This is a genomic window from Rothia mucilaginosa, from assembly GCF_964211445.1.
GTDB classification, from domain to species: domain Bacteria; phylum Actinomycetota; class Actinomycetes; order Actinomycetales; family Micrococcaceae; genus Rothia; species Rothia mucilaginosa_E.
The window spans coordinates 42,225-64,300 of record NZ_CAXOQT010000003.1 but is presented as its reverse complement, the minus strand read 5'-3'; the positions used below and the strand labels follow the sequence as shown (position 1 = coordinate 64,300).

The 22,076-nt window shown below is 60.0% G+C and carries 19 protein-coding genes; 16 read left to right on the top strand and 3 right to left on the bottom strand.

The features are described 5' to 3' along the window. Positions 1-23: 23 nt before the first annotated feature. Together AB8E48_RS01315 and dacB are read right to left on the bottom strand one after the other, a co-directional pair. Positions 24-3,083 carry a DEAD/DEAH box helicase gene (locus tag AB8E48_RS01315; protein WP_368885507.1) on the bottom strand — a complete coding sequence of 1,020 codons (3,060 nt, stop codon included), beginning with the start codon at positions 3,081-3,083 and terminating at the stop codon, positions 24-26. 209 nt (positions 3,084-3,292) lie between these two features. Continuing rightward, positions 3,293-4,900 (bottom strand): D-alanyl-D-alanine carboxypeptidase/D-alanyl-D-alanine endopeptidase, encoded by a 1,608-nt coding sequence (dacB, locus tag AB8E48_RS01310; protein WP_368885506.1) that lies wholly within the window; start codon positions 4,898-4,900, stop codon positions 3,293-3,295. A 331-nt stretch (positions 4,901-5,231) separates the two neighbouring features. Here dacB and ppa point away from each other — a divergent pair, with 331 nt between their 5' ends. From ppa to AB8E48_RS01260, 10 genes are all read left to right on the top strand, one after another. Next, positions 5,232-5,717 carry an inorganic diphosphatase gene (gene ppa, locus AB8E48_RS01305; protein WP_049344276.1) on the top strand — a complete coding sequence of 162 codons (486 nt, stop codon included), beginning with the start codon at positions 5,232-5,234 and terminating at the stop codon, positions 5,715-5,717. Between the two features lie 432 nt (positions 5,718-6,149). Beyond that, the gene (locus AB8E48_RS01300; RefSeq protein WP_141752125.1) at positions 6,150-6,968 is read left to right on the top strand and encodes a hypothetical protein; all 819 of its coding nucleotides are present in this window, start codon (positions 6,150-6,152) and stop codon (positions 6,966-6,968) included. Between the two features lie 203 nt (positions 6,969-7,171). Further along, complete coding sequence (locus tag AB8E48_RS01295; RefSeq protein ID WP_005507633.1) at positions 7,172-8,575, top strand: glycosyl hydrolase family 28-related protein; 1,404 nt, start codon at positions 7,172-7,174, stop codon at positions 8,573-8,575. Between the two features lie 94 nt (positions 8,576-8,669). Next, complete coding sequence (locus tag AB8E48_RS01290) at positions 8,670-9,497, top strand: S-layer homology domain-containing protein (RefSeq protein WP_070593044.1); 828 nt, start codon at positions 8,670-8,672, stop codon at positions 9,495-9,497. Positions 9,498-9,753: 256 nt separating this feature from the next. Beyond that, positions 9,754-9,978: a helix-turn-helix domain-containing protein gene (locus AB8E48_RS01285; RefSeq protein WP_005504337.1), complete on the top strand. Its 225-nt coding sequence runs from the start codon at positions 9,754-9,756 to the stop codon at positions 9,976-9,978. A 32-nt stretch (positions 9,979-10,010) separates the two neighbouring features. After that, a complete protein-coding gene (gene tilS / locus AB8E48_RS01280) occupies positions 10,011-11,144 on the top strand; it encodes a tRNA lysidine(34) synthetase TilS (RefSeq protein ID WP_368885505.1) in 1,134 nt (377 codons plus the stop codon). A gap of 195 nt (positions 11,145-11,339) precedes the next feature. Beyond that, on the top strand, positions 11,340-11,891 hold the full coding sequence (gene hpt, locus AB8E48_RS01275; protein WP_005504342.1) for a hypoxanthine phosphoribosyltransferase: 552 nt from the start codon (positions 11,340-11,342) through the stop codon (positions 11,889-11,891). 294 nt (positions 11,892-12,185) lie between these two features. Next, positions 12,186-14,396, top strand: coding sequence for an ATP-dependent zinc metalloprotease FtsH (gene ftsH, locus AB8E48_RS01270; RefSeq protein WP_368885504.1), 2,211 nt, complete (start codon positions 12,186-12,188; stop codon positions 14,394-14,396). Beyond that, positions 14,383-14,967: a GTP cyclohydrolase I FolE gene (gene folE / locus AB8E48_RS01265; protein WP_049340467.1), complete on the top strand. Its 585-nt coding sequence runs from the start codon at positions 14,383-14,385 to the stop codon at positions 14,965-14,967. Before ftsH ends, folE begins: the two co-directional genes overlap by 14 nt. Before the next feature lie 441 nt (positions 14,968-15,408). Then, complete coding sequence (locus AB8E48_RS01260) at positions 15,409-16,374, top strand: Abi family protein (protein WP_005504348.1); 966 nt, start codon at positions 15,409-15,411, stop codon at positions 16,372-16,374. A gap of 136 nt (positions 16,375-16,510) precedes the next feature. On the opposite strand, the gene AB8E48_RS01255 is transcribed toward AB8E48_RS01260, so the two are convergent. Next, on the bottom strand, positions 16,511-16,702 hold the full coding sequence (locus AB8E48_RS01255; protein WP_070641880.1) for a hypothetical protein: 192 nt from the start codon (positions 16,700-16,702) through the stop codon (positions 16,511-16,513). Between the two features lie 157 nt (positions 16,703-16,859). On the opposite strand from AB8E48_RS01255, the gene folP reads away from it, so the two are divergent. From folP to AB8E48_RS01225, 6 genes are read left to right on the top strand one after another with little or no spacing between them, the layout of a single operon-like run. Next, on the top strand, positions 16,860-17,810 hold the full coding sequence (folP, locus tag AB8E48_RS01250; RefSeq protein ID WP_368885503.1) for a dihydropteroate synthase: 951 nt from the start codon (positions 16,860-16,862) through the stop codon (positions 17,808-17,810). A 39-nt stretch (positions 17,811-17,849) separates the two neighbouring features. Beyond that, entirely contained in the window at positions 17,850-18,251 is a 402-nt protein-coding gene (gene folB / locus AB8E48_RS01245; protein ID WP_368885502.1) for a dihydroneopterin aldolase, read from the top strand. Then, positions 18,251-18,871, top strand: coding sequence for a 2-amino-4-hydroxy-6-hydroxymethyldihydropteridine diphosphokinase (gene folK, locus AB8E48_RS01240; RefSeq protein ID WP_368885501.1), 621 nt, complete (start codon positions 18,251-18,253; stop codon positions 18,869-18,871). Before folB ends, folK begins: the two co-directional genes overlap by 1 nt. A 45-nt stretch (positions 18,872-18,916) precedes the next feature. Beyond that, entirely contained in the window at positions 18,917-19,435 is a 519-nt protein-coding gene (locus AB8E48_RS01235; RefSeq protein ID WP_368885500.1) for a DUF3180 domain-containing protein, read from the top strand. Next, positions 19,422-20,171: a PH domain-containing protein gene (locus tag AB8E48_RS01230; RefSeq protein ID WP_368885499.1), complete on the top strand. Its 750-nt coding sequence runs from the start codon at positions 19,422-19,424 to the stop codon at positions 20,169-20,171. The genes AB8E48_RS01235 and AB8E48_RS01230 overlap by 14 nt, the downstream gene beginning before the upstream one ends. Then, positions 20,171-22,033: a PH domain-containing protein gene (locus tag AB8E48_RS01225; RefSeq protein WP_368885498.1), complete on the top strand. Its 1,863-nt coding sequence runs from the start codon at positions 20,171-20,173 to the stop codon at positions 22,031-22,033. Before AB8E48_RS01230 ends, AB8E48_RS01225 begins: the two co-directional genes overlap by 1 nt. The last annotated feature ends 43 nt before the right edge of the window (positions 22,034-22,076 follow it).

The window sequence follows — 22,076 nt, the reverse complement described above, 5'->3', positions numbered from 1 at the left end:
GTGGGGAACTACTTAGCGGAGCGCTACTCCACCAGGCCCGCGAAACCCGACAGAGCCAGCACCTCCTCAACATCCTGCGGCACTGCCCGCGCCACCAGTGGCGAATGCACCAGCACCGCCCGCCACTGACCGCGCGACACCGCCACATTCAAACGATTCGGCGACAGCACAAACCCCGCACCGCGCCCAGAATCAACCCGCGACGACGCCAACGACACCAACACCACCGCGGCCTCCTGACCCTGGAACTTATCCACCGTGCCCACGCGCACGCCAGCACCCGAAGAATCCGCCAGGCCGGCGGCAATCAGCGCCTCACGCACACAATCAACCTGCGCGTTATACGCCGCCACCACAATGCAATCCTCCGCCGCCAGCGGGCGCGACTCAGCACCAGCCGCCGGAACCCACTCACTGCCCAACAACTCGCGCACGCACTCCACGACCGCCTGCGCCTCCTGCACGGACCGCACCGAACAGCCCGCATGCTCCACCGGATACGACACCACACCCGGCTCAACACCCCGCAAGGCACGGCCATCCGTTGCCACCGCGCTCGCCAGCGCGCCATCATACGACAGCCACGACACCCGCTCGCACAACGCCGAATCCATGCGCCACGACTCACCCAAGAAATAGCCAAAACGAGGATCCAGTGCCGCCGCACCATCAGACAACCAGCCCAGCGCCGAAACATCCACCGGGTACGGATGCACACCCGTCGACACCTGCGGCAACTGCTGCGGGTCCCCCAGCAACAGCACCGAACGCGCCGCACGAGCCGCCGCCACCGTATTCGTCAGCGAGAACTGGCCCGCCTCATCAACCACCAGCACATCCAGCGACCCGGCAGGCACGCGGCGCTCACTCACGTAATCCCACACCGTACCGCCAAAGAGCAGACCGCCCTCACCGGAAATCAGCTCGACCAGCTCGGCATCAGACACCTCGGACCACGGGGCGTCCGGGGTCACCGACTTGCCGCGCAGACGCACCGCGCGCGAAACATCAAAACCCTCGCGGGCACAGCACGCCACCATGAGATTCTCAATCACCGCATGCGACTGAGCGACCACGCCCACCTTCGCACCCTCCGCCACTAGGCGCGCAATCACGTGCGAAGCGAGGAAGGTCTTACCCGCACCGGGAGGGCCCTGAACCGCCACATAGGAGCAGTCGAGAGCGCGAACTGCCGCGTGCACGGCATCCACCGTGGGCAGGGCAGAGCCGGGAAAATCAACCTCACGGGGTAGATTTTCTGCATTCTTAGCGTTTGCGGCGCTCTTCTTCAGGTGCGGCGCGCGGCGGAACAGCAGGTCCGCGGATGCGCTCTCCACACCCGTCAGCGAAGCTGCCGCATCGAGTACGCTCGGCAGGGTGCGGGACGGGGTAGGGGTCTCTTCGCCGGGTGCTTCACTAGGCATGAGGGTGCCGTTGAAAAGCAGCCCGTGCACATCAGACTGCAGAGCCGCCTCAATCGTCGCCGTAGACACCGGATCGCCAGGACCAATACCCGAAGGCAGGGCACGGTGCGGCTCATCCTTCACGCGGATGCGCTCCTGCAGAAGCACCTCCAGGAACTCGCCGGTCGACTCAGCCGACTCTTCGGAACCTGCAGAATCCTCATGCTTGGCACCGAAACCGCCCTGCGCCACCGCCAACACGCGCATGCCAAAGAAACCCGTCGCCGCCAGCTCGGCGGGCACACGCTCACCCGGATTCGACGCACGGAAATAATTCAGCTGCGACTCCATGCGGTCCAGTGCAATCTGCGGGCTTAACCCCGCCCCATACGCACAAAAAACCGCATGGTCAGAGGGCGCAATCACCAGGCTCGGATCAGCCTCAATTCGCGCACGCAATAGGCGCACCTGCGCGCCGCGCACACGATACCAGCCGGGGGCGTCCGGCACCTCGGCGGGCTCCTTCATGGCGGCGGCGAACGCCTCCTCCTCGGCGGGGGCGTTCAGAAGAGTATGCGCATGCTCCACCGAAAGCACCTGCACCCGGTCAAGGTACGCGTAATCGCGGCTCGCCACCCACGCCGTCGGGCCGTCCTCCAGGCGGCGAATGTGCTCCCGCCAGAACGGGGCGCGCTCACGGCGGTGGTAGTTCGTCATGGACAGCAGCATCGCCGCCTCCAACTCACCGGCACCCCAGCCGTGCTCCGCCGCGTGCTCCTCCAGGGAGGCGAGCTGGGCATCCAGCAGGCACTGCAGGCGGTACTGTTCGCTGTCGTTCTCCACCGCGGCGGGCACCCTGTACATGACCGGGTACTCCTCAGTTTCGGGATTCTCGGCGGTATCTTCGGCAGTGTCTTCGGTGACGAGCTCCGGGGCGTCGGTCGCGAGGGCAAGAGATGCCGCCGCGTTCAGGCACGCCGGGCACTCGTCGCAGGTCAGAAAATAGGGGATGCGCTCGGCAAGTTCTGCCGGTTCCGTACCATCGTTCAGCGCCTGGGTGAGCAGGAGGAGGCGCTGCTCCTGTAGGCGAATCAGCGGCAGAATACGCGCCGAATCAACCCGGTGAGGTTGAGGAACGGGGGAGTGGTGCTTGGTGGGCTCCGATTCGGACTCTGCGCCGTACTCCTCCGCGCCGTGCTCCAGGTGAAGGTCAAGGCGCGCGGCATTCTCGGTGTTCTCTGTGCTCTCGGTGGCGCCGCCGGTTAGCAGGTGCGCCGCCAGAGCACCGCGCAATAGTGCCCGATGCGCCGCCTCACCCAGGTGTGGGGTGCAGACGATTCGCGCGGTATTGCTCTCGGCGGTGCTGTTCGCGGGTGCGCCGTTCGTGACTGCGTACTCCAGACGGTCGAGTTCCACTGTGTAGGTCAGCCCCGCCGCGGAGGTTGCCACCAGGGGCACCGGGCGCGCCTTACCGCCCGCGTGCTCACCGCCGACTACTCCACTGCCGACCATCCCACCGGCGGTCAGTACCCGCAGGCACTCGCGGTATGCCTCACGGGCGCGCTCAAGCTCAGTCGGGCGCGCAGACTGCTTTTGTGCACGTTCCTGAAGCTCGGTGTAGAGCCGCAGCTCGCAGGCGGAGGTTGCGGTCAGATCAGCGAGAGTGAAGGTAAGGTCCATGGTGACTTTTCTGCTGGAGGAGAGAGAAACAAGGCGGGCGCGAACCCCGCCGCAGGGAGTGGGTACGAGTCCCGGTTGAGAGGCTTGCAAGAACCCCGAACCACCCCTCGCCTCGAGAGGTTGATTTTCAGGTTTCACGTGAAACACTACATAAAATCAACCTACACAGGATGATTTAGGGGGCGTTGTGGGCTATTCGGCCACACACGCTAAGAGGCTGTGCCCGCCGCAGCCGCCTCAGAAACCGGTGCGCTCGCCCCATCCGAAGCTCCTGCAGGCGCGGGTGCAGAAGCCGCCGCAGAGGGGCCGGCAGAGGCGCCCGCAGAAGCATCGGTAGAGGCACTCGGCGCGGTCGAACGGTTCGCAATCGCCGCCGCGGCAGCGTCCACGCGTTCCTTCGCGGCGGGTAGCGCATCCGCACCGCCCAGATTGTTCAGAATAATCGCGAAAATCAGGCGGGTGCCGTCGGGTCGGGTCGCCACACCGCACAGCGAAGATACCGTGTACAGGGTGCCGGTCTTCGCCTGCACAAAAGTGCGTGCGTGCACGGCGTTCGCCGCACCAAAACGACCGGATAGGGTGCCGCTCACGCCCGCGACCGGGAACGTGCTCATCAGCTGCTCCGCATGCTCATCAGCATTCAGCAGAGCCACAACCTGCACGAGGGTTCGGGCGGTCACGCGGTCCGTTAAGGACATGCCGCACACGTCTGCCTGCACCAGGTTTTCAATGTTCACGCCGGCATCCACGAGTGCCTGGCGCACGGTCTGCTGTGCCGCTTCGCCGCTGCCTTCCTTACCTGCGGCAATGGCGGCGCAACGGCCGAGCACCTCGGCGAGGGCGTTGTCGGATTCGAGCATCATGTGTTGTGCCTGCTCCAGCAGGGTTGCCGATTCGACCGCGGCGATTTCAACTGCTTCCGCGGGGGCGGTGCGGCGCTCCGCGAGGGTGAAGCTCATGCCGGATTCCTTGCCGGCGGTGTTGAGCGCATCCACGAACGCCTGCTGGGCGGCAACCGCCGCATCATCCGGGCGCACCGGGTTGCTTGCGGTGGACTTGCCTGGCACCGTGTGCGATTCGAGCGCAATCGGGTGAATGGGCGTGATCTGGCCGGACGCCACGTCGGCGGCATCCCAGCCGGGGTTCACGCCGGGGCCGCTGAAGAAGGTGCCGTCAAGGTAGACGGGTAGCGCCGCGGTCGGCTTCTCGCCCTCGTTCAGCGCCTTCACGGTCAGCTCGGCGAGGGTGGTTAGGCCTGCGCGTCCGACAATCTGCTTCGGGTCAGAGGCGCCCGCGCCGAGCAGGGTGTCGCCGCCTGCCATGAGGTACAGTCCGGCGGAGTCGCGGGTGACGCGTGTGCGCAGGCGCGCCTGCAGGTTCGCGTAGTGGTTGAGTGCGAACAGGGTCAGCACCTTAAAAGTGGAGGCGGGTACGCGTGCGGTGTCGGCGTTGGCGGCGTAGAGGTCGGCGGGTGCGGTGGCCGCCTTGATGCTGGGCAGGTTCCCGTCCATGCCGGTGACGAGCAGGCTGTACTGCGGGTAGGTGTCGTCAGCGAAGAGCGCGGTAAGGGCGGCACGTAGTTGCTCCTGTTCCGCTTCGGTCAGTGCGGGTGCGAGGGTCGGGGTGGCGCTCGGGGTTGCGGAGGCGGTCGCCTCGGCGGTGCCGGTGGGGCTGCCGGTGGGGCTTGCGGAACCTTCGGGGCGTTTCTGTTCGGTTGCGGCGGATCCGCAGGCGGTGAGGAGGAACATGCCGCCGAGGGTGAGGGCGGCGCGGCGGGTGAGGGTGGTGGTCTGGGTGTTGTGCTTGTTGGAAGGCATCTTTTGAGCATAGCGGGCGGATGGGGTGCCTATCGAATTTACGCGCCGGTGCTGGGATGCTCATGCCGTGCTCCTGCTGCCCCTTATAACCCCTATCTGACCTGTCCGGCATGGTGGCGGGGTGCGGCGGCGGGGTGTGCTGGCGGGCGCGGGACTAGGCGGAATGTTAACTGTGGTGTGAGCGTGGTAAATTACGCTGGTTTTGGCGCCAAATACGCGGTTTCGGTGTGCGTGAACGGGTTACAATGGGTGAGTTCAACACCTAACTTTCGCACCTTGCGCGCCGAAGTCGCCGCGAAAGTGACTCTAACTCACGAGAAAGAAGGTTCCGATGGAACTCGACGTCACTATTGAAATTCCCCGCGGCTCCCGCGTGAAGTACGAAGTGGACCACGAGACCGGCCGCCTGCGCCTGGACCGCGTGCTGTTCACCTCCATGCAGTACCCCACCGCTTACGGCTACTTCGAGAACACCCTGGGTGAGGACGGCGACCCGCTGGACGCCATGCTGATCCTGGACGTTGACGTTGTTCCCGGCGTGCTGGTTGAGGCTCGCCCCGTTGCAGTGTTCAACATGACCGACGAGGCTGGCGGCGACGCTAAGGTTCTGTGCGTTCCCACCGACAAGCGCTACGACCACATCAAGTCCCTGGCTGATGTTCCCGAGCAGCTGAAGGCTGAGATTCAGCACTTCTTCGAGCGTTACAAGGACCTGGAGCCCGGCAAGTGGGTTAAGGGCGAGGGCTGGGAAGACCTGGCTGCTGCTGAGAAGATGGTCCAGGAGGCTATCGACCGTTTCGCAGCTGAGGGTCACTAAGCTGCCGCACCGTTAGGTGCACCCGGTTTTGTAGGGGGCGTGTTCCCTGCGTCTGGTTCGTGCGAGTTTTCGTGCGTGCTGGAGGCGGTGAGCACGCCCCCTTTTTGTGCTCGGAGCCGTTGTCCAGGGCTTTGTTGAGGGGGATTTCAGCAAGTACTTTGCGCGGTGGGGCTTGTAATATTTCTGAAAGTTCAGATTTTTAAAGATATTTCTAAAGTTCTAGTTACATAAATATTCAAGTTTAAAGTGAGATTTTAATAAACTTCAAGTTTATATTGATATATATTTTTTCACGAGAATGAAATATTTGCTTGTGAATACTCGAAACGGTGAATTTTCAGAGTAGGGTTGAAGGAGTGTGGTGTATAGAGCGTCGACGAAGCGTAAACGCCACACACTATTGTCATCACTCAACTTAATTTAAGGACTATCATGTCTGAACTGTCACGCCGGCATGTGTGCCGGCTTTCGTCATTTGCCCTGGTAAGTTTCTTCGCAGCACCTCAGAGCACGGCATGGGGTATTCAGGGCTCTGTTGGGTCTCCCCAGCAAATAGATGGATGCACTGTTGCCCCGCTTCGTGAAGCATGGGTGCCGACTAATGGTGCAGATAATGTCATTCTGTGGTTTCAGCTTCTTCCCTTTTCGGGCCCTTTTGTAGGGGTGCATGCGCTTCCGTCGGTAGAACTGATGGGGAATCAAGAAGAGTCAGCCTTATATGAGGTAATTCGTCCCCATATTCACCGTGATACAGGGCAGTGGCTGTCTAAAATTCCTTCGGGTCAGCAGATTGTGGTTGAGCTTGAACAGCTGAGTGGATCGCAAGAATACATGGTGCAGATGAGCCGTTGGCAGCCGGGTTCTATGGGATTGACAAGCCATTCTCCTGAGGGGTACCCGGCTGCACCATCACTGACAGTGCGTGAAGACTCGGGTCTGAAGGTGGTTCGTGCGCGTGGTGCCTCAACGGAGAGCACTGAGTATTTTTGTGGTGTCTACCAAGGGGAGATGAAGGGAAACGCATCCCTTGGAGAAGATGACGGTGCGTTTATTCAAGCTCAGCGCTGGGAATGGGGTCTTGAGGTAGATAAAGATATTTCTCAGCCGGAAGAGTTGTTTCAACGAGGGTGCTTTGGCGTGTATTTCCCGGGTCGTAGCGAATACGGCGGATCTACTGTGTCGGCTTCCTATCGGATTAGTGTTAGGACGCCGGGAGGCGTGTTGACATGTACCACAATAGCTGCCCCATAAAACAATTATGGGGGTAATCGCAGGGTTGTGGATTCGGGAAATCTTGCTCTGCAAAAAGAGATGATTGATAGGGGGTTGGTACAGATTTAATAGAATTAAACATCAAATCATCTTTATGTATAGATATTCAGGGAAAATTGGTGGGTTGGCATTCAAACTATTTGAATGCGTTTGAACTACATGGCTTAAGAAAGGAATACAATATGGTTGATTATAGTAAATCAAAGCATGTGAATGTTTTGGATTTTGGTGCAGACCCAACCGGTACGAAGGATTCCGCACCAGCAATTCAAAATGCCATTAACTCGGTGGCCGCTGTTCCCGGTGGTGGTTCTGTCGAGATTCCTTCGGGAATCTATCTTGTGAGTAATGATTTTATTAATCTCAGGGATAGGGTAGAGGTGTATGGTCATGGATTCTCAACACAAATTATTGGGTTTAATAAAAACCCGAAGATTTTAAGAGATGTTGATGGTGACGATATGGAGTGTCAGGGGGTATTTCATATGGGGTCATACAATACCTTTGTGGGTGATATGGGAACAAATATACCAATGCGTTTTGGGGTACGGGATATGTTTATTCGTGCCGCCAATCTTAATCTTTTGAATCCTAATATTCGTAAAGGATTTTTTGAGTATCAAATTGCTCAGGGTAAGCACGTTGCTGATAATTATATACCGGATAATATTGCGGGCATTATTGTTCATACAAGATATGATATTTTTAATGAACCTGAAGCTGCCCCTATTATTTCAAATATTGAAATCTGGGATACGGCAATCGGAATTGCCATCCTGGGTGAACATGATCGTGCTATGAAGGTTGATAAGGTCCGCATTCGTAAAACTCGCAGACAAGGGCTCTTGGTGGGAAAGCCGGTGGGTCATGTTCAGCGTAGAACAGAGAGTTTGAACTCTGGAGCTGCGGATAATAAGTTTGTGATGGTTGAGGTCTCTGATGCCAATCTTGGTGGCGGATATCATGGGGCAATTGAGGTGTACGGAGCTCAATGTAAATTCGTGGCATGTACCGCCTGGTTTGCTATTCGCAATAAGCCAAATTCCGACCTTTATCACGATAGAGATCAGTACCGCAGAAAGTCTGGTGCCGGGTGGGCGATTTTTGGCGAACGGAATATGTTCATCGGATGTACCGCTCAGGAGAATGGCGGGCACGGGTGGGTCGTAGGTTTCAAGGATAATCAGTTTATGAATTGTCTAGGTGAGTCCTCGAGTCTCGAGAATTCACTTATTCTTAAGGGAACTGCACGCACTGATGAAGCAGCTAATTGGTATATTGGACGAAATGCTTCTGGAGCACGCCTAGTATCGCCGCGTTCGGCTAATCCGAAAGTTGGCCAGCGTTCCTCGCGTTACGGGTTTTATCTGGAGAATAAGCTGGATGATATTAGTATTGTGGCCGGTTCATCGCGTAATGCCCGTGATGGTAATAAATTGACTTCGAATGATGGTCGGCACCTTTTCTTTAGGAGAGATCGCAGCGTCCCCTGGGGCAATTTCTATATTGATATTAATTTTGTGGTCTATAGGACCTCGCAAGATAATGAGATTAATCGGAATAGTCAAAATGACGTAAAAGTTTAATCATTCTGAAATAATTGCGCGGAGAGTGAATCCCGAGTATGTTCAAAGGGATTCACTCTTCTTCTAATCTCACACCTTTCACCGAGGATAGAAAATGAAGAAAAACCTTTCGACCCGCGGCGCGGCGGCACTGTTGGCACTGGCTATGGGGTATATGGGCCAGGGTGTAGCCCAGGCGGCATACATTCATCCGAAATCTGCACAGCCTGTTGAAGAGCTGGAATTTGATATTAATTGTTTTGATATGTACTTCTATTACGGCAAGAACGCTATAAGCAGTTTGAAGTGGGCAGAGTGCACTGGCCTGATTACGAAGAATCAGGTTGTTGGGCTGGCTACAACCGATGAAGATAAGTTGCCGAACGGGGTCATGACTATCTCGCGTGGCCGCTTGCTGGAGTACCTGTACCATCTGGCGGGTTCACCCGAGGTGAAGAACCTGCCGGAGAAGTCCCCGTACACCGACCTGACTCCGGGCGATGCTCGTTATAAGGTTGCTATCTGGGCGACCCGCGTGGGTTTGAGCGCTGGTTGGTCTGACGGCTCCTTCCACTATGACACTCCGGCGAGCCGTGGCGCCTACTTTACCTTCCTTTATCGTGCTGCGGGTAGCCCCAAGGTGACTCTGGAATCCCTGGATGCGGCGAATGCTGTGCGTGCTGAGAAGGGTGCTGCTCCCATTAAGGAAGGGAGTGAGTTGCATCGAGCAATGAGCTGGGTGTACCAGCATGCGCTGGCGAAGGGGGGAGATATTCGGGCGTATGACACTAACTTCTTCACTAACGGGTACACGCCGTGGGATTTCAATAAAACACCGGATTTCTATTACGCTTCGTACCGCACTATTTTCACCCCTCTCATGGTTCTTGATTACCACGAGGAGTTGGCGCCCATTGTGGCTCGTCTGCAGTCGCTGTCCTAGCGGCAGGTGAGCGGAGGGCTTGCTGGGCGTGTTCCCCGTGTCTGGTTCGTGCGAGTTTTCGTGCGTGCTGGAGGCGGTGGGCACGCCCCCTTTTGTTGTGCTCCTTGATTGTGTTCGGAGGTTCCGTGGAAGGGTGCGTAACCGAACTATTCTTCGGAAAATAGCCTCAGAGAGCTTCTCGAGGTGCTATTATGGGCATATTACGAAGAATAGTTCGTATAACGTGAGGTTCTGTAGCGGTGAGGAGGAAACCCCCATGGCATTCGACGCAACGGGGTTCGCACAGGAATTTGGTGCCCAGGTTCGCGCCGTCCGCAAGTACGAAAAAATCACCCAAATGGAGTTGGCATGGATGGTTGGGCTCAGCGATAAAACAATCCGCGATATTGAGCGTGGGCTACCCGGCCCGTCAATTGGTGCGGTCCTCAAAGTCGCCCAAGAGCTCGGTATCGAGCTGGCTATCACCAACCCCCTCACCTAACCCCTCCCGCACGCCTATATAAAGGAACCACCATGCAGAATGGACGCGCAGGACGCCTGCACCCCGCCGTCGGCACTGCCCGCCGCCACCTCGCCACCGCCCTCGAAAAGCTCCTCGGCGCCGGAAGCATCAAAGCCACCGGACGCTCCCGCACCGCCTCCACCCCGGACGCCGCCGACCTGCCCCTGCTCCTGGTCGCCTGCAGCGGCGGCCCCGACTCCCTCGCCCTGGCGGCAATTGCCGCGCACTTCGCCCGCCGCAGCGACGTGCGCGTAGGCGCCATCATCGTCGACCACGGCCTGCAAGAAGGCTCCGCCGAGGTTGCCGCGCAGACCGCACAAACCCTCACCGACCTGGGGCTTCACCCCGTCATCACCGAAAAAGTACAGGTTCCCGTCGGCAACATGGGCCCCGAAATGGCGGCACGCACCGCCCGCTACACCGCCTTCACGAAAGCCGTCGAAGCCACCGGCGCCCGCGCCGTGCTCCTCGGCCACACCCTCGACGACCAGGCAGAAACCGTGCTGCTCGGCCTAAGCCGCGGCTCCGGCACACGCTCCCTGGCGGGTATGCCGCCCGTGCGCGTCGAAGAGGGCGTCACCTACCTGCGCCCCTTCCTCGGCCTGCGCCGCACCGACATGCTCGACATCTGCGACGCCGAAACCCTCACCCCCTGGATCGACCCGACCAACACCGACCAGTCCCTCATGCGTGCCCGCATCCGCCACAGCGTGCTGCCCTACCTTGAGGAGCACCTCGGCGGGGACGTCGCCCGCTCCCTGGCGCGCACCGCCTCCGTAGCTGGCCCCGACGCCGAATACCTCGATGAGCAGGCACAGGTAGCCTACGAGCAGGCGCTCCTACCCGGCGGAACCGCCGTGCGCGGCATCGAACGCGAGGACGCCGTGCTACTGGACCGTGCGCAGGTGGCGGCGCTGCATCCGGCGCTTCGATTGCGTGTGCTTGCGGCCGCCTGCAAGGCTGCCGGGGGAGAGAACCCCGGCTTTGAGCGACTGCAGGCGCTGGACTCTTTCACCGCCGAATACGCGGTAGCTGGGCCCGTTCAGATGCCCGGTCACGTGAGCGCGTACCGCCGCCGCAAAATTGTGCATCCGGCAACCGGTGAACGCCTGGACGTGCTCGTATTAGTGCCAACTCGACCCTAACTAGGTGCCCAGCTAGGTGCCCGTGGAGCGCCCTCAGCACACACTATCTGCGTGGTGAGGTGCGCCGCGGCGCCGTTTTAAGCCATACTTAAGGCGAACACCATCCACATTGTCCGCTGTGGGAAGGCATGAAACCCCCGCCCCCGGGGCCCCCGGCGGAGGCGCAGAGCGTCTAAAGATACGAAGGAATACATCGTGCAGGCTATCGACGTGCAGGACGATATCAAGAACGTTCTCTTCAGCAAGGAAGAGATTAATGCGAAGGTCGCCGAACTGGCGGCGCGCATCGACGAGGACTACGCCGGTAAGGACGTGCTGTTGGTGGGTGTTCTCAAGGGCGCCATCATGATTATGGCTGACCTTTCCCGCGCTCTCAAGGGCCACTACACCATGGACTGGATGGCTGTTTCCTCGTACGGTTCCGGCACCAAGTCCTCCGGCGTTGTGCGTATCCTCAAGGACCTGGACACCGACCTGGTGGGCCGCAACGTCCTAATCGTTGAAGACATCATTGACTCCGGCCTGACCCTCGCATGGCTGCAGCAGAACCTGATTTCTCGCGGCGCAGCTTCCGTTGAGATTTGCACCCTGCTGCGCAAGCCCAAGGTCGTCAAGGCTGACGTTGAGGTCAAGTACGTCGGCTGGGACATCGAGCCCGAGTTCGTTGTTGGTTACGGCCTGGACTTCGCTGAGAAGTACCGCAACCTGGACTGCGTCGCAACCCTGCACCCGCACGTTTACTCCTAAGCCTTCACCTCAGCAACCCTGCTGTAGGTGGTTACGCCCCGCCTCCTCACGCTTGTGGGGGAGCGGGGCGTTGCTGTACCCGCCGGTGGATGTACGTGGAGGCGGATGTACCCGCCGCGGAAGATGCACTTTCACCCCCGCCGAGTGCTACAACCCTTTAGCCCGCAGGTGAAATAGAGAAGCCCGGTACCTAGCCGCCCGCCGGGGTAGGGTACATTTAAGGTTGCACCGTTGGGTGTTCCGGCAGGCATGCCGCACCCCAACGGGTTACAGCCGCAACGTAAGGACAAAGCATTGGCGCAAAACCCCAATACTCCGCAGAAAGGCTCGGAGGGCTTCCTGAAGAAGCTGATTAACGGCCCCTGGTTCTGGCCGGGTGCAGCTCTCGTAATCATGCTGGCTTTCCTCATGGCCTCCTTCTTCACTCAGCCCTCGCGTCAGGTGGACACCAACGTGGGTCTTCAGCTGCTCAACGACCACCAGGTCAAGAGCGCAAAGATCTACGACGGCGACCAGCGCGTCGAGCTGCAGCTAAAGGACGACTACAAGAAGGGCAACGACAACTACGGTAAGTCGGTGCGCTTCTACTACGTGCAGCCCCGCGGCGACGAAGTTGCTAAGGCAATGGAATCCGCCGAGCTGGAAAGCTACACGGACCAGCCCGTTGAGCACAGCTTCCTGGGCTCCCTGATGTCCCTGCTTCTGCCGATTCTGCTCTTTGGTGTGCTCTTCTGGTTCCTGATGGGACGAGTCGGAGGCGGCTCCTCCGTCATGAGCTTCTCCAAGTCCCGCGCGAAGAAATTCACCAAGGACAAGCCGGAAGTCCGCTTCAGCGACGTCGCCGGCGTGGACGAGGCGCTCGCCGAGCTGGAAGAAGTCCGCGAGTTCCTGGCTGAACCCGAAAAGTTCACCCGCCTGGGTGCAAAGATTCCCAAGGGCGTGCTGCTGTACGGCCCTCCCGGCACCGGTAAGACCCTGCTCGCCAAGGCTGTGGCGGGCGAGGCTGGCGTGCCGTTCTACTCGATTTCTGGCTCTGACTTCGTTGAAATGTTTGTGGGTGTGGGTGCGTCCCGCGTGCGCGACCTGTTCAAGGAAGCGAAGAGTGACCCCGCCGCCATCGTCTTCGTTGACGAGATTGACGCTGTTGGTCGCCGCCGCGGCGTCGGTATGGGTGGCGGTAATGACGAGCGTGAGCAGACCCTGAACCAGCTGCTGGTTGAGATGGACGGCTTCGACGGCAACTCGAACGTCATCGTCATTGCGGCAACGAACCGACCCGACGTTCTGGACCCGGCGCTGCTGCGTCCCGGTCGTTTTGACCGTCAGATTGGTGTGGACGCCCCCGACATGCAGGGCCGCGAACACATCCTGCGCGTTCACGCCGCAGGCAAGCCGATTGCTAACACCGTTGACCTTGCTCAGGTTGCTAAGCGCACCCCCGGCTTCACCGGTGCTGACCTGGCGAACGTCATGAACGAGGCGGCTCTGCTGACCGCCCGCGATAACGGCAACGTGATTGACGACCGCGCTATCGACGAGGCAATCGACCGCGTCATGGCTGGTCCGCAGCGTTCCTCGCGCATCATGAACGAGCACGAGCGTAAGGTCACCGCATACCACGAGGGCGGTCACGCCCTGGTCGCGGCGGCACTGCGTAACTCCGCGCCGGTCACCAAGATTACGATTCTTCCGCGCGGTCGCGCCCTGGGTTACACCATGGTCATGCCGCAGGACGACAAGTACTCCACGACCCGCCACGAACTGCTTGACCAGATGGCGTACGCGATGGGTGGCCGTGCGGCTGAGGAAATCGTCTTCCACGACCCGTCCACCGGTGCGTCTAACGACATTCAGAAGGCAACCGACACCGCCCGCAAGATGGTTACCGACTACGGCATGAGCGCTGTGATTGGTTCCGTGAAGCTCGGCGGCGAAGACACCGAACCGTTCCTCGGTGGCGGCGGCGCTTCGGCACGCAACTACTCCGACGCGACCGCGGCAAAGGTTGACGCTGAGATCCGCGCCCTGCTGGAGCAGGCACACGATGAGGCGTTCCAGATTCTGCTGGAAAACCGCGATATTCTGGACCGCCTGGCGTTCGCCCTGCTCGAGAAGGAAACCCTGCTCGAAAACGAGATTGCCGAAATCTTCAAGGATGTTCGCAAGCGCCCCGAGCGTGAGCACTGGTACTCCAAGCCGACCCGCGAGCGTACCGACATCCCGCCGGTAAAGGCACCGAGCGAGCTGGCTCAGGAGGCGCAGAAGGCTGAGGAAGCACCTGCCGAGGCGCCGGCAGCTCCTGCTACGGCACCTACTGTTCCGGTAGCACCGGCCCCGGTAGCACCTACGCAGCCGTTGCCGCCTCAGGTGCCCCTCACCGACCCGGACGCCGACCCGACCGTCGCAATGCCCACCCAACAGTACCCGAACTACCCCGCCCCTCCGGCGCAGCGCCCGGAGAACGGCACCCCGAACCAGAATGGAGCAGAGAATGAGCGAGGTTAAGAACGCCGTCGACCAGCCGCGTATTGAGGCTGCCGTCCGCGAGATTCTGCTCGCGATTGGTGAGGACCCGGACCGTGACGGCCTGCAGCAGACCCCTGCACGTGTGGCGCGTGCCTACGCGGAGTTCTTCTCGGGCCTGCACCAGGATGCCGGCGAGATTCTGGGTACGACCTTCGACATCGCCCACTCTGAGATGGTGCTGGTGAAGGACATCCCGTTCTACTCGACCTGTGAGCACCACCTGGTGCCGTTCCACGGTGTGGCGCATGTGGGTTACATTCCGGGCCCGGACGGTAAGGTGACCGGTCTGAGCAAGCTCGCCCGCGTGGTGGATCTGTACGCTCGCCGCCCGCAGGTGCAGGAGCGTCTGACTACGCAGGTGGTGGAGGCTCTGGAGGAGCACCTGAACCCGCGCGGTGCGATTGTGGTGATTGAGGCTGAGCACATGTGCATGTCGATGCGCGGTGTGCGTAAGCCGGGCGCGAAGACCGTGACCAGCGCGGTGCGCGGTGCGCTGATGAACGGCGCAACCCGTGCGGAGGCGATGAGCCTGATCTTCTCGCAGCGCTAAGCACTCGGGATGAGCATATAGCTATACGACAGGGGGGGGGCAGGATTCTAAGAAATCCTGCCCCCTGCGCTATGCGGTCGCATTTGTTGGGCTGTATGACGAGAGCCCTTGCGTGAAGAGCATCATCAGCTGTAGAGTAGTACCACTAGTACCGGCACCACTCCTTCGGGAGTACAGGACCGGTCTTCTTTTTAACAACGCTACATATCGCGTTCTTTACGTACCGTTGTTAGCGCAAGCATGGCTGTTCCTCGCCTCATCTGAAACGAAACAACCGCGACCGGTTCCTCCCCTCATGGGTCCAGGACCGGTCATCGTTTTTAAATGATTGCCTTAGCAATACAGATGGCTTACATGTCGTGTAGGTACACCCTTAATATCCTTATATTGATATTATTAAAGAGTTCCAATGATGAAACGACATTAAGTAATGGATAGTGCATGCCTTCAATCGTAAAACCATTTAAAACATATGAACAGCAGGTTGGAATCTTGCGGCAGCGAGGTATGCTCGTAGGTTCGCAAGAACGTGCTGTTCATGTCCTCGAGCGTGTTAGTTACTACCGTCTGAGTGGTTACTACTATTCGTTTCGGCGGTCGTCGGGAAGCGGGCAGCGCTTGGATACTTTCGTGCCCGGAACGGTCTTTGAAGATATTGTGGCCCTGTATGAATATGACCGTAATCTTCGGTCTATTGCGTTTTCGTACTTCTCGCAGTTTGAGGTGTATTTGCGGTCTCGTCTAGGGAATTTACTGGGGGAAGTGGATCCACTCATATACGAGGATGAAGCCCGATGTGACCTTCAAGGTAGTAAAAGGCGCACTGCTTGGAATAGATTCACGAGAAAAAGCGAACAACTTATTCGTACTTCTGAGGAAGAATTCGTGAAGCATCACCGTGAGCAATACGGCGGGAAGTTGCCTGTGTGGGTAGTGGTGGAAGTTCTAGATTTAGGGGCTCTGCAGAATCTGTATTTGGTCTCCCCGCCAAATATTCGGCGAGATATCGCGAAAGCTCTGGGGTGTACTGACCCCCAACTGGAAACCTGGATTAACTCGCTGCGGGTAATGCGCAATATTTGTGCGCATCAAAGTAGGTTCTACAATAAGCTGCACCCAGAGCCTCGCTTGCCGCGTGTGTTGAGAGGTGGAAGAGTTGAGAGCCCTGAAATCCGTGAGGTTGTTGACCTATTTGGTGTGCCACAGGCTGAAGAGAACCATAAGATGTGTAAAACCTTCGGCATGCTCACCCTCCTCAAATATCTGATGGACCAGGGTGGAATCGGGGATACGGAATCTCTAACGCGGATTCTGAAGGAACGTCCTAATATTTCCGTTCCTGGAGTTGATATCTCCCGGGCAATGGGTATACCGCAAGGTTGGGAAGAAACCCGTTTGTGGAGCTAAATTATTCACGGCCTATAGACACGCTAAAAGGGGCGGAGGTTTTCACCTCCGCCCCTTTTGCCGTGCGGTTGTGTCCCTTGGAGCCGACGGCACCGGCAATGGTGCCGTACAAACCCCGAAGAAGACTCAAAGACCCTTAGCGGGCTTCGTTCTTATCGTCCCAACCCAGCGCAAGAGTCACAATCAGGCCCACAGCAATAAAGCCGCAACCGGTTGCGGTGCCGAAAGCAATCCAGCGGACCGCGGGGGCGCCTTCAGCAAGCACAATGGTCACAAGCGCAGCAAGAGCCACCAGGGACAGGATCCAAGCGCCGGTCTTCATATTCACGATGAGTCACTTCCTAGAGTATGTATGTGTATGAGGTGCCCAACCCACACCGCTGTGACGCAGGCAGAGCATACCCTCCCAGGATACCCCTAAATCGGTATGCCATATGCAAATATGGCGCGCTGTGTCATCCGGCAGATTCGGTACGATTAAAACCATGACCGAATCCACCCGTGTAGCACCCCTGCCCTGCGACGCGCTCGCCGCCGAACGCACCCTCGTGATGGGCATCCTCAACGTCACCCCCGACTCCTTCAGCGACGGCGGCAAGCACTACGCCGCGACCGACGCTATCGCCCACGCCGCCCGCATGATTGCCGAGGGCGCCTCCATTATCGATATTGGCGGTGAGTCCGCCCGCCCCGGTGCGGTGCGTATCAGCGTGGAGGAGGAGCAGCGCCGCATCCTGCCCGTCATCGAGGCAGTCGCGCAGATGGGCACTACTATCAGCGTTGACACCATGAACCCGCAGACCGCCCGCGCCGCCATCGCCGCGGGTGCGCACATCATCAACGATGTGTCCGGTCTGAACGTGAGCGATGAAATGATTGAAACCGCCGCGGAACTGCAGGTGCCGTACATCCTCATGCACGCCCGCGGCACCTCCCAGACCATGGACAGCCTGGCGGAGTACCCGCGCGGCGTGGTCATTGAGGTTGTGGAGGAGCTGACCGGCCTGCGTGAGCGTTTCCTTGCCGCCGGTGTGCTGCCGCAGAACCTGATTCTTGACCCGGGTCTGGGCTTCGCGAAGGGCGGTATGCAGGATTGGGAGCTGCTCGCCGCCGTTGACGAGCTACAGGACCTGGGCCACCGCCTGCTCATTGCCGGTTCTCGCAAGCGTTTTATCGCCAACGCCCTGACTGCGGCGGATATGGCGCTGGCTGAGCGCCTGAACGCGAGCGGTTTCACCGCAACCGATGCGGGTGAGGCTGAACGCGAACTGTGGCAGTCGCTGTCGGAGCCGCGCCCGGCTCAGCATCGTGCGGCAGCCTCTGCGGCGGTGACCGCCCTGGTGGCGGCGCGCGGCGTGTGGGCGGTGCGCGTGCACGACGTGCCCGCCAGCGTGGATGCGGTGACGGTCGCCTCCGCGTTGCGATCTGTCAGCTAGACCCACCAACTACCCGAATACCCTCTAGGAGACCCCCCAATGACCCAGGCAGATTACGCCCGCTACGACCGCATCACCCTCACCGGCATTACCGCCAAGGGCTACCACGGCGTGCTCGACTTTGAGAAGCACGACGGCCAACCCTTCGTCGTGGACGCGACCCTGTACAGCGATTTTTCCGCCGCAGCGGCTACCGATGACCTGACGAAGACCACGAATTACGCGCTCGTGGTTGACCTGATTCACCGCCACGTGACGAACGGTTCGCTGGACCTGATTGAGACCCTTGCGGTGAACATTGCCGAGGGTATTCTCGCGATGTTTGAGCTTGTGGAGGCGGTGGAGATTACCGTGTCGAAGCCGCAGGCGCCGATTGAGTTGCCGTTCGGTAACGTGGCGGTGAGCGCGTTCCGCGAGCGTGCTACTGAGGGCGGCCGCTAGTGCCGGGCACCCAGAAAACCGATACGCAGAAACTCAGCACGCAGAAGCACCGCGCGGTGTTGGCGTTGGGCTCGAACCTGGGCGAAAGCGAAGACACCCTGGAGCGTGCCGTCGCCGACCTGGTGGCGGGCGGCGTGCAGCTGGTGCGCGCCTCCGGGTTGTACCGTACCGCCCCGGTGGGTGGCCCGGCGGGTCAGCCGGATTTCGTGAACGCGGTCATTGAGGTGGCAACTGACCTGGGCGCCTACGAGCTGCTGAAGCTGTGTAATGCGGTGGAGGCGGCGCATCACCGTGAGCGCCTGGTGCGTTGGGGTCCGCGCACCCTCGATATTGACGTGATTGACTATGACGGCGTGATCTCTGAGGATCCGGTGCTGACTTTGCCGCATCCGCGGGCGCAGGAGCGTGCTTTTGTGCTGGTGCCGTGGGCGCAGATGGACCCGCAGGCGCGCCTGACGGTGACCCGGCGTGCGGAGCCTTCGGGGGAGCGGCCGGATGAGGTTCCCACACCGCTGAGTCGCGAGGTCGTGAACGTTGCGGAGCTGTCCCGCACGCTGCTTGGGGCGGATGAAGACGCTATTAGCTATATGCGTGAGATGCAGGTACCTGATCAGCCTTAAATGTGGCACTCTGGAAGGTAGAGGAACCTACCGAAAGGAAACACCATGAAGCCCCTGAGTTATCGGGCGATTATTGTGGCGGCTGTGTGCGGTGCCGCTGCCGCTCTTATGGTGAATTCCGTGATGATTCGCGCCGGTTTTGGTGAGCTGAATTTTTCGTGGATGCTCGGCGCGGTGTGCCTGCTGGTTGCGGCGGGTGCCGTGTGGCTGGGTGTGCAGGTGGCTCGTTATCGTCGTATTCAGACGCGTGAGAAGGCACCCCATATGGGCCCGATTCTTGCGGCGCGTGCGGTGGCGTATGCGCAGGGTTCCATCATGACCGGTGCCCTGTTGACGGGCTGGTGCGCTGCGATTCTTGGTTACCATGTGGCGATGGTGTCTGTGCGCGGTTTTTCGGTGGTCTTTTGGGAGGTTCTTGTTAATTGTGTGGGCAGTGTTGCCCTGCTGATTGCTGGGCTGTGGGCTCAGCATTGTTGTCGTATTCCGCCGGAGGATGATGAGGATGCGGCCTCCTCTTCCGGTGCTGTAAAGCCGCGAGAGGGAGGAACCTATGTCGGCTCCTAACCAGAATAGTTATTCGCCGAATGGCCAGTACGGGCAGGACGCCCAACAGGGTCAGTATGGTCAGTATGGTCAGAGCCAGCCTGCTCAGCAGAACCAGTACGGGCAGTACCAGCAGGCGGCTTACGGTCAGCCTGGTGCCCAGTATGACCAGCAGGCGCAGTATGGACAGCAGGTTCCGCCCGCTGCCGCGTACCCGAACGCGCCGCAGCCAGTGTCTTCTCAGCCGGTTTCCGCGCAAGCCGTGCCGGAGCCGCAGTGGGTGCCCGCCGCCTCCGGCTACCTGACGGTTCGTTTTGTTCACACTATTTCTGCCCTGGCGTTCCCGATTCTTGCGGGTGTTGCCCTGTATTGTGCGGGTGCGTTCTTCGGCGGCCCGGAGGCGCTACGCATCGTCGGTCTGGTGGTGGTCGCGGTGTTTGGTCTGTGGGGTCTGTGGTGGATTCTGACCACTCCGCGCCGTACTCGCGCGCTCGGCTACGCCCTGGAGTCGAATCACCTGATGGCTCGCCGCGGTATCGTGTTTCGTTCGATGAGCTCTATGCCGTACGGCCGCATCCAGTATGTTGATGTGGATTCGGGCCCGCTGGAGCGCATGTGCGGTGTTGCCCGCCTGACGGTGCGCACCGCGGGTACGACCACCGGCACGATGGTGCTGTTCGGTATTCCGCTGAACGTGGCGGAGGAGTTGCGTGCGGATCTGGTGCGCCGCGCCGATGAGCGAATGGCGGCGCTCTAATGAGTACCCCGGTTCCGAATAATAACGCCCCGAACTCTCAGGAACAGAAGTGGTGGCGTGCCGATATCCGCACGTTTATCATGAACCTCTGGTTCGTTATTCTGCTGGCGTTCGGCTTCTTCCAGAGCATCATCCTGAATATTCTGACGACCCCGCCGAATGAGTGGGGCGCGCGCCTGACGCAGGCATTCGACGAGAACAGCAGCTATTTCAGTGCGACGTACTCGCAGCTCATTGGCCTCGGCGTGCTCCTGCTGATTCTGGTTGGCGGCTCGATTGATTGGTGGTTTACCCGCTACAGCCTGGACGATTTGGCGATTCACCGCCGTAGCGGTTTTCTGTTCAAGAAGAACCGCACGATCCGCCTGGAGAGCGTGCAGAGCGTGGACATTTCGCGTCCTCTGGTGGCGCGTCTGCTGGGTCTGTCGGAGCTTCGTTTTGAGGTGGCTGACGGCTCTTCGGAGGCGCTGCACATCAAGTACGTTTCTGCCCGCAAGGCGGAGGTTCTGCGCCGTACCGCGATGGCGAGTATTAACCTGCTGCGTTCGGAGGCGGCTGGCCGCCCGGTCGACGTGCTACCCGAGAGCATGCAGATTTCGGCGGAGCGCATGCCGGACGCCGACCAGCTGCATCAGCCGTTCGAGGCCTCCTATGGTGCGCCCTATGAGGCGTCTTATGGTGCGCCCGCGCAGGACGGCGCCCAGCCCGCTCATCAGCAGGCGGCGCCTCAGCAGGGCGGCTACTCGCAGCCTGCACCCGAGCAGGGCATCCAGCAGCCCGGTACTCAGTACCCCGGCGCATCCCGCCGCGGCGCTCGCCGCCCGATGCCGACCCCTGCTGACCCCTCGCAGCCGCCGATTTTCCGCATCTCGAATGTGCGTCTGATTGCCTCCATCATGCTGGAGCACTTGGTGTGGCTGGTACCCGTCGTGAGCCTCATGCTGGGTGCAGCCGTCATCGCTGCGGTGGTGAGCGGTGAGAGCCCGTTCTTCATTTTCATGGCGATGCTCCCGGGTACTTTCGTGCCGTTGCTCGGTTACCTGGGTACGTTGTGGGCGCGTTTTGACGGTGCCGCGAACTTCAAAATCACCCCGAGCGGTCAGGGTGGCGTGACCCTGCGCTACGGTTTCACCGGCACGCACACTCAGAACGTGATGGTTGAGCGTATTCAGGCGCTGGTGGTGGAGCAGTCCATTCTGTGGCGTGCGTTCGGCTGGTACCGCATCAAGATGACCATTGCCGGTATCGGTGTTGAGCAGAACGATAACCAGAAGCTGGTGACCCGCAATATTGCCCTGCCGGTTGGTAATAGGCAGGAGGCGCTGATGGTGTTGCGTCTGCTTCTGCCCGCCCTGGATGAGGTGCAGGCGCAGGTGCTGCTGGATACCGCCGATGGTTCGTTGAAGCGTCAGCAGCCGCAGGTTCCGGCAATGATTGTGACCCCCTCGTCGGCGCGATGGATGGACCTGCTCACCTGGAAGCGTAACGGCGTGACCACGGTCGGTTACACTGCCGGTTCGGTTCAGGCGACCACCCGCATTGATTCGGATGCGGCACGGGCGAGCGTTGGTGAGCATACGCAGGGCGACCTGCTGCTGATTCGTGGCGGCTGTTTCAACCGCACTCTGGCGATTGTTCCGGTGAGCCGCGTGCTGAGCGTGAGCTGGGGACAGGGCCCGCTACAGCGTGCCTTCGGATGCGCGAGCGTGCATTTCGGTACGGTGCCCGGCCCGGTGCGCACCCTCATGATGCACCTGCCGCCGCGGGTCTGTGAGGACCTGGTGTTGCTGATGACGGTTCGCCTGGAGGGTATTGAGCCCTACTACCGCGTACCTGAGCCGGTATTGAGCGGGCGCCCCTAAGCCAGCCCGCCAGCTAAGCTAACCCGCTAGCTCAGCGATACAA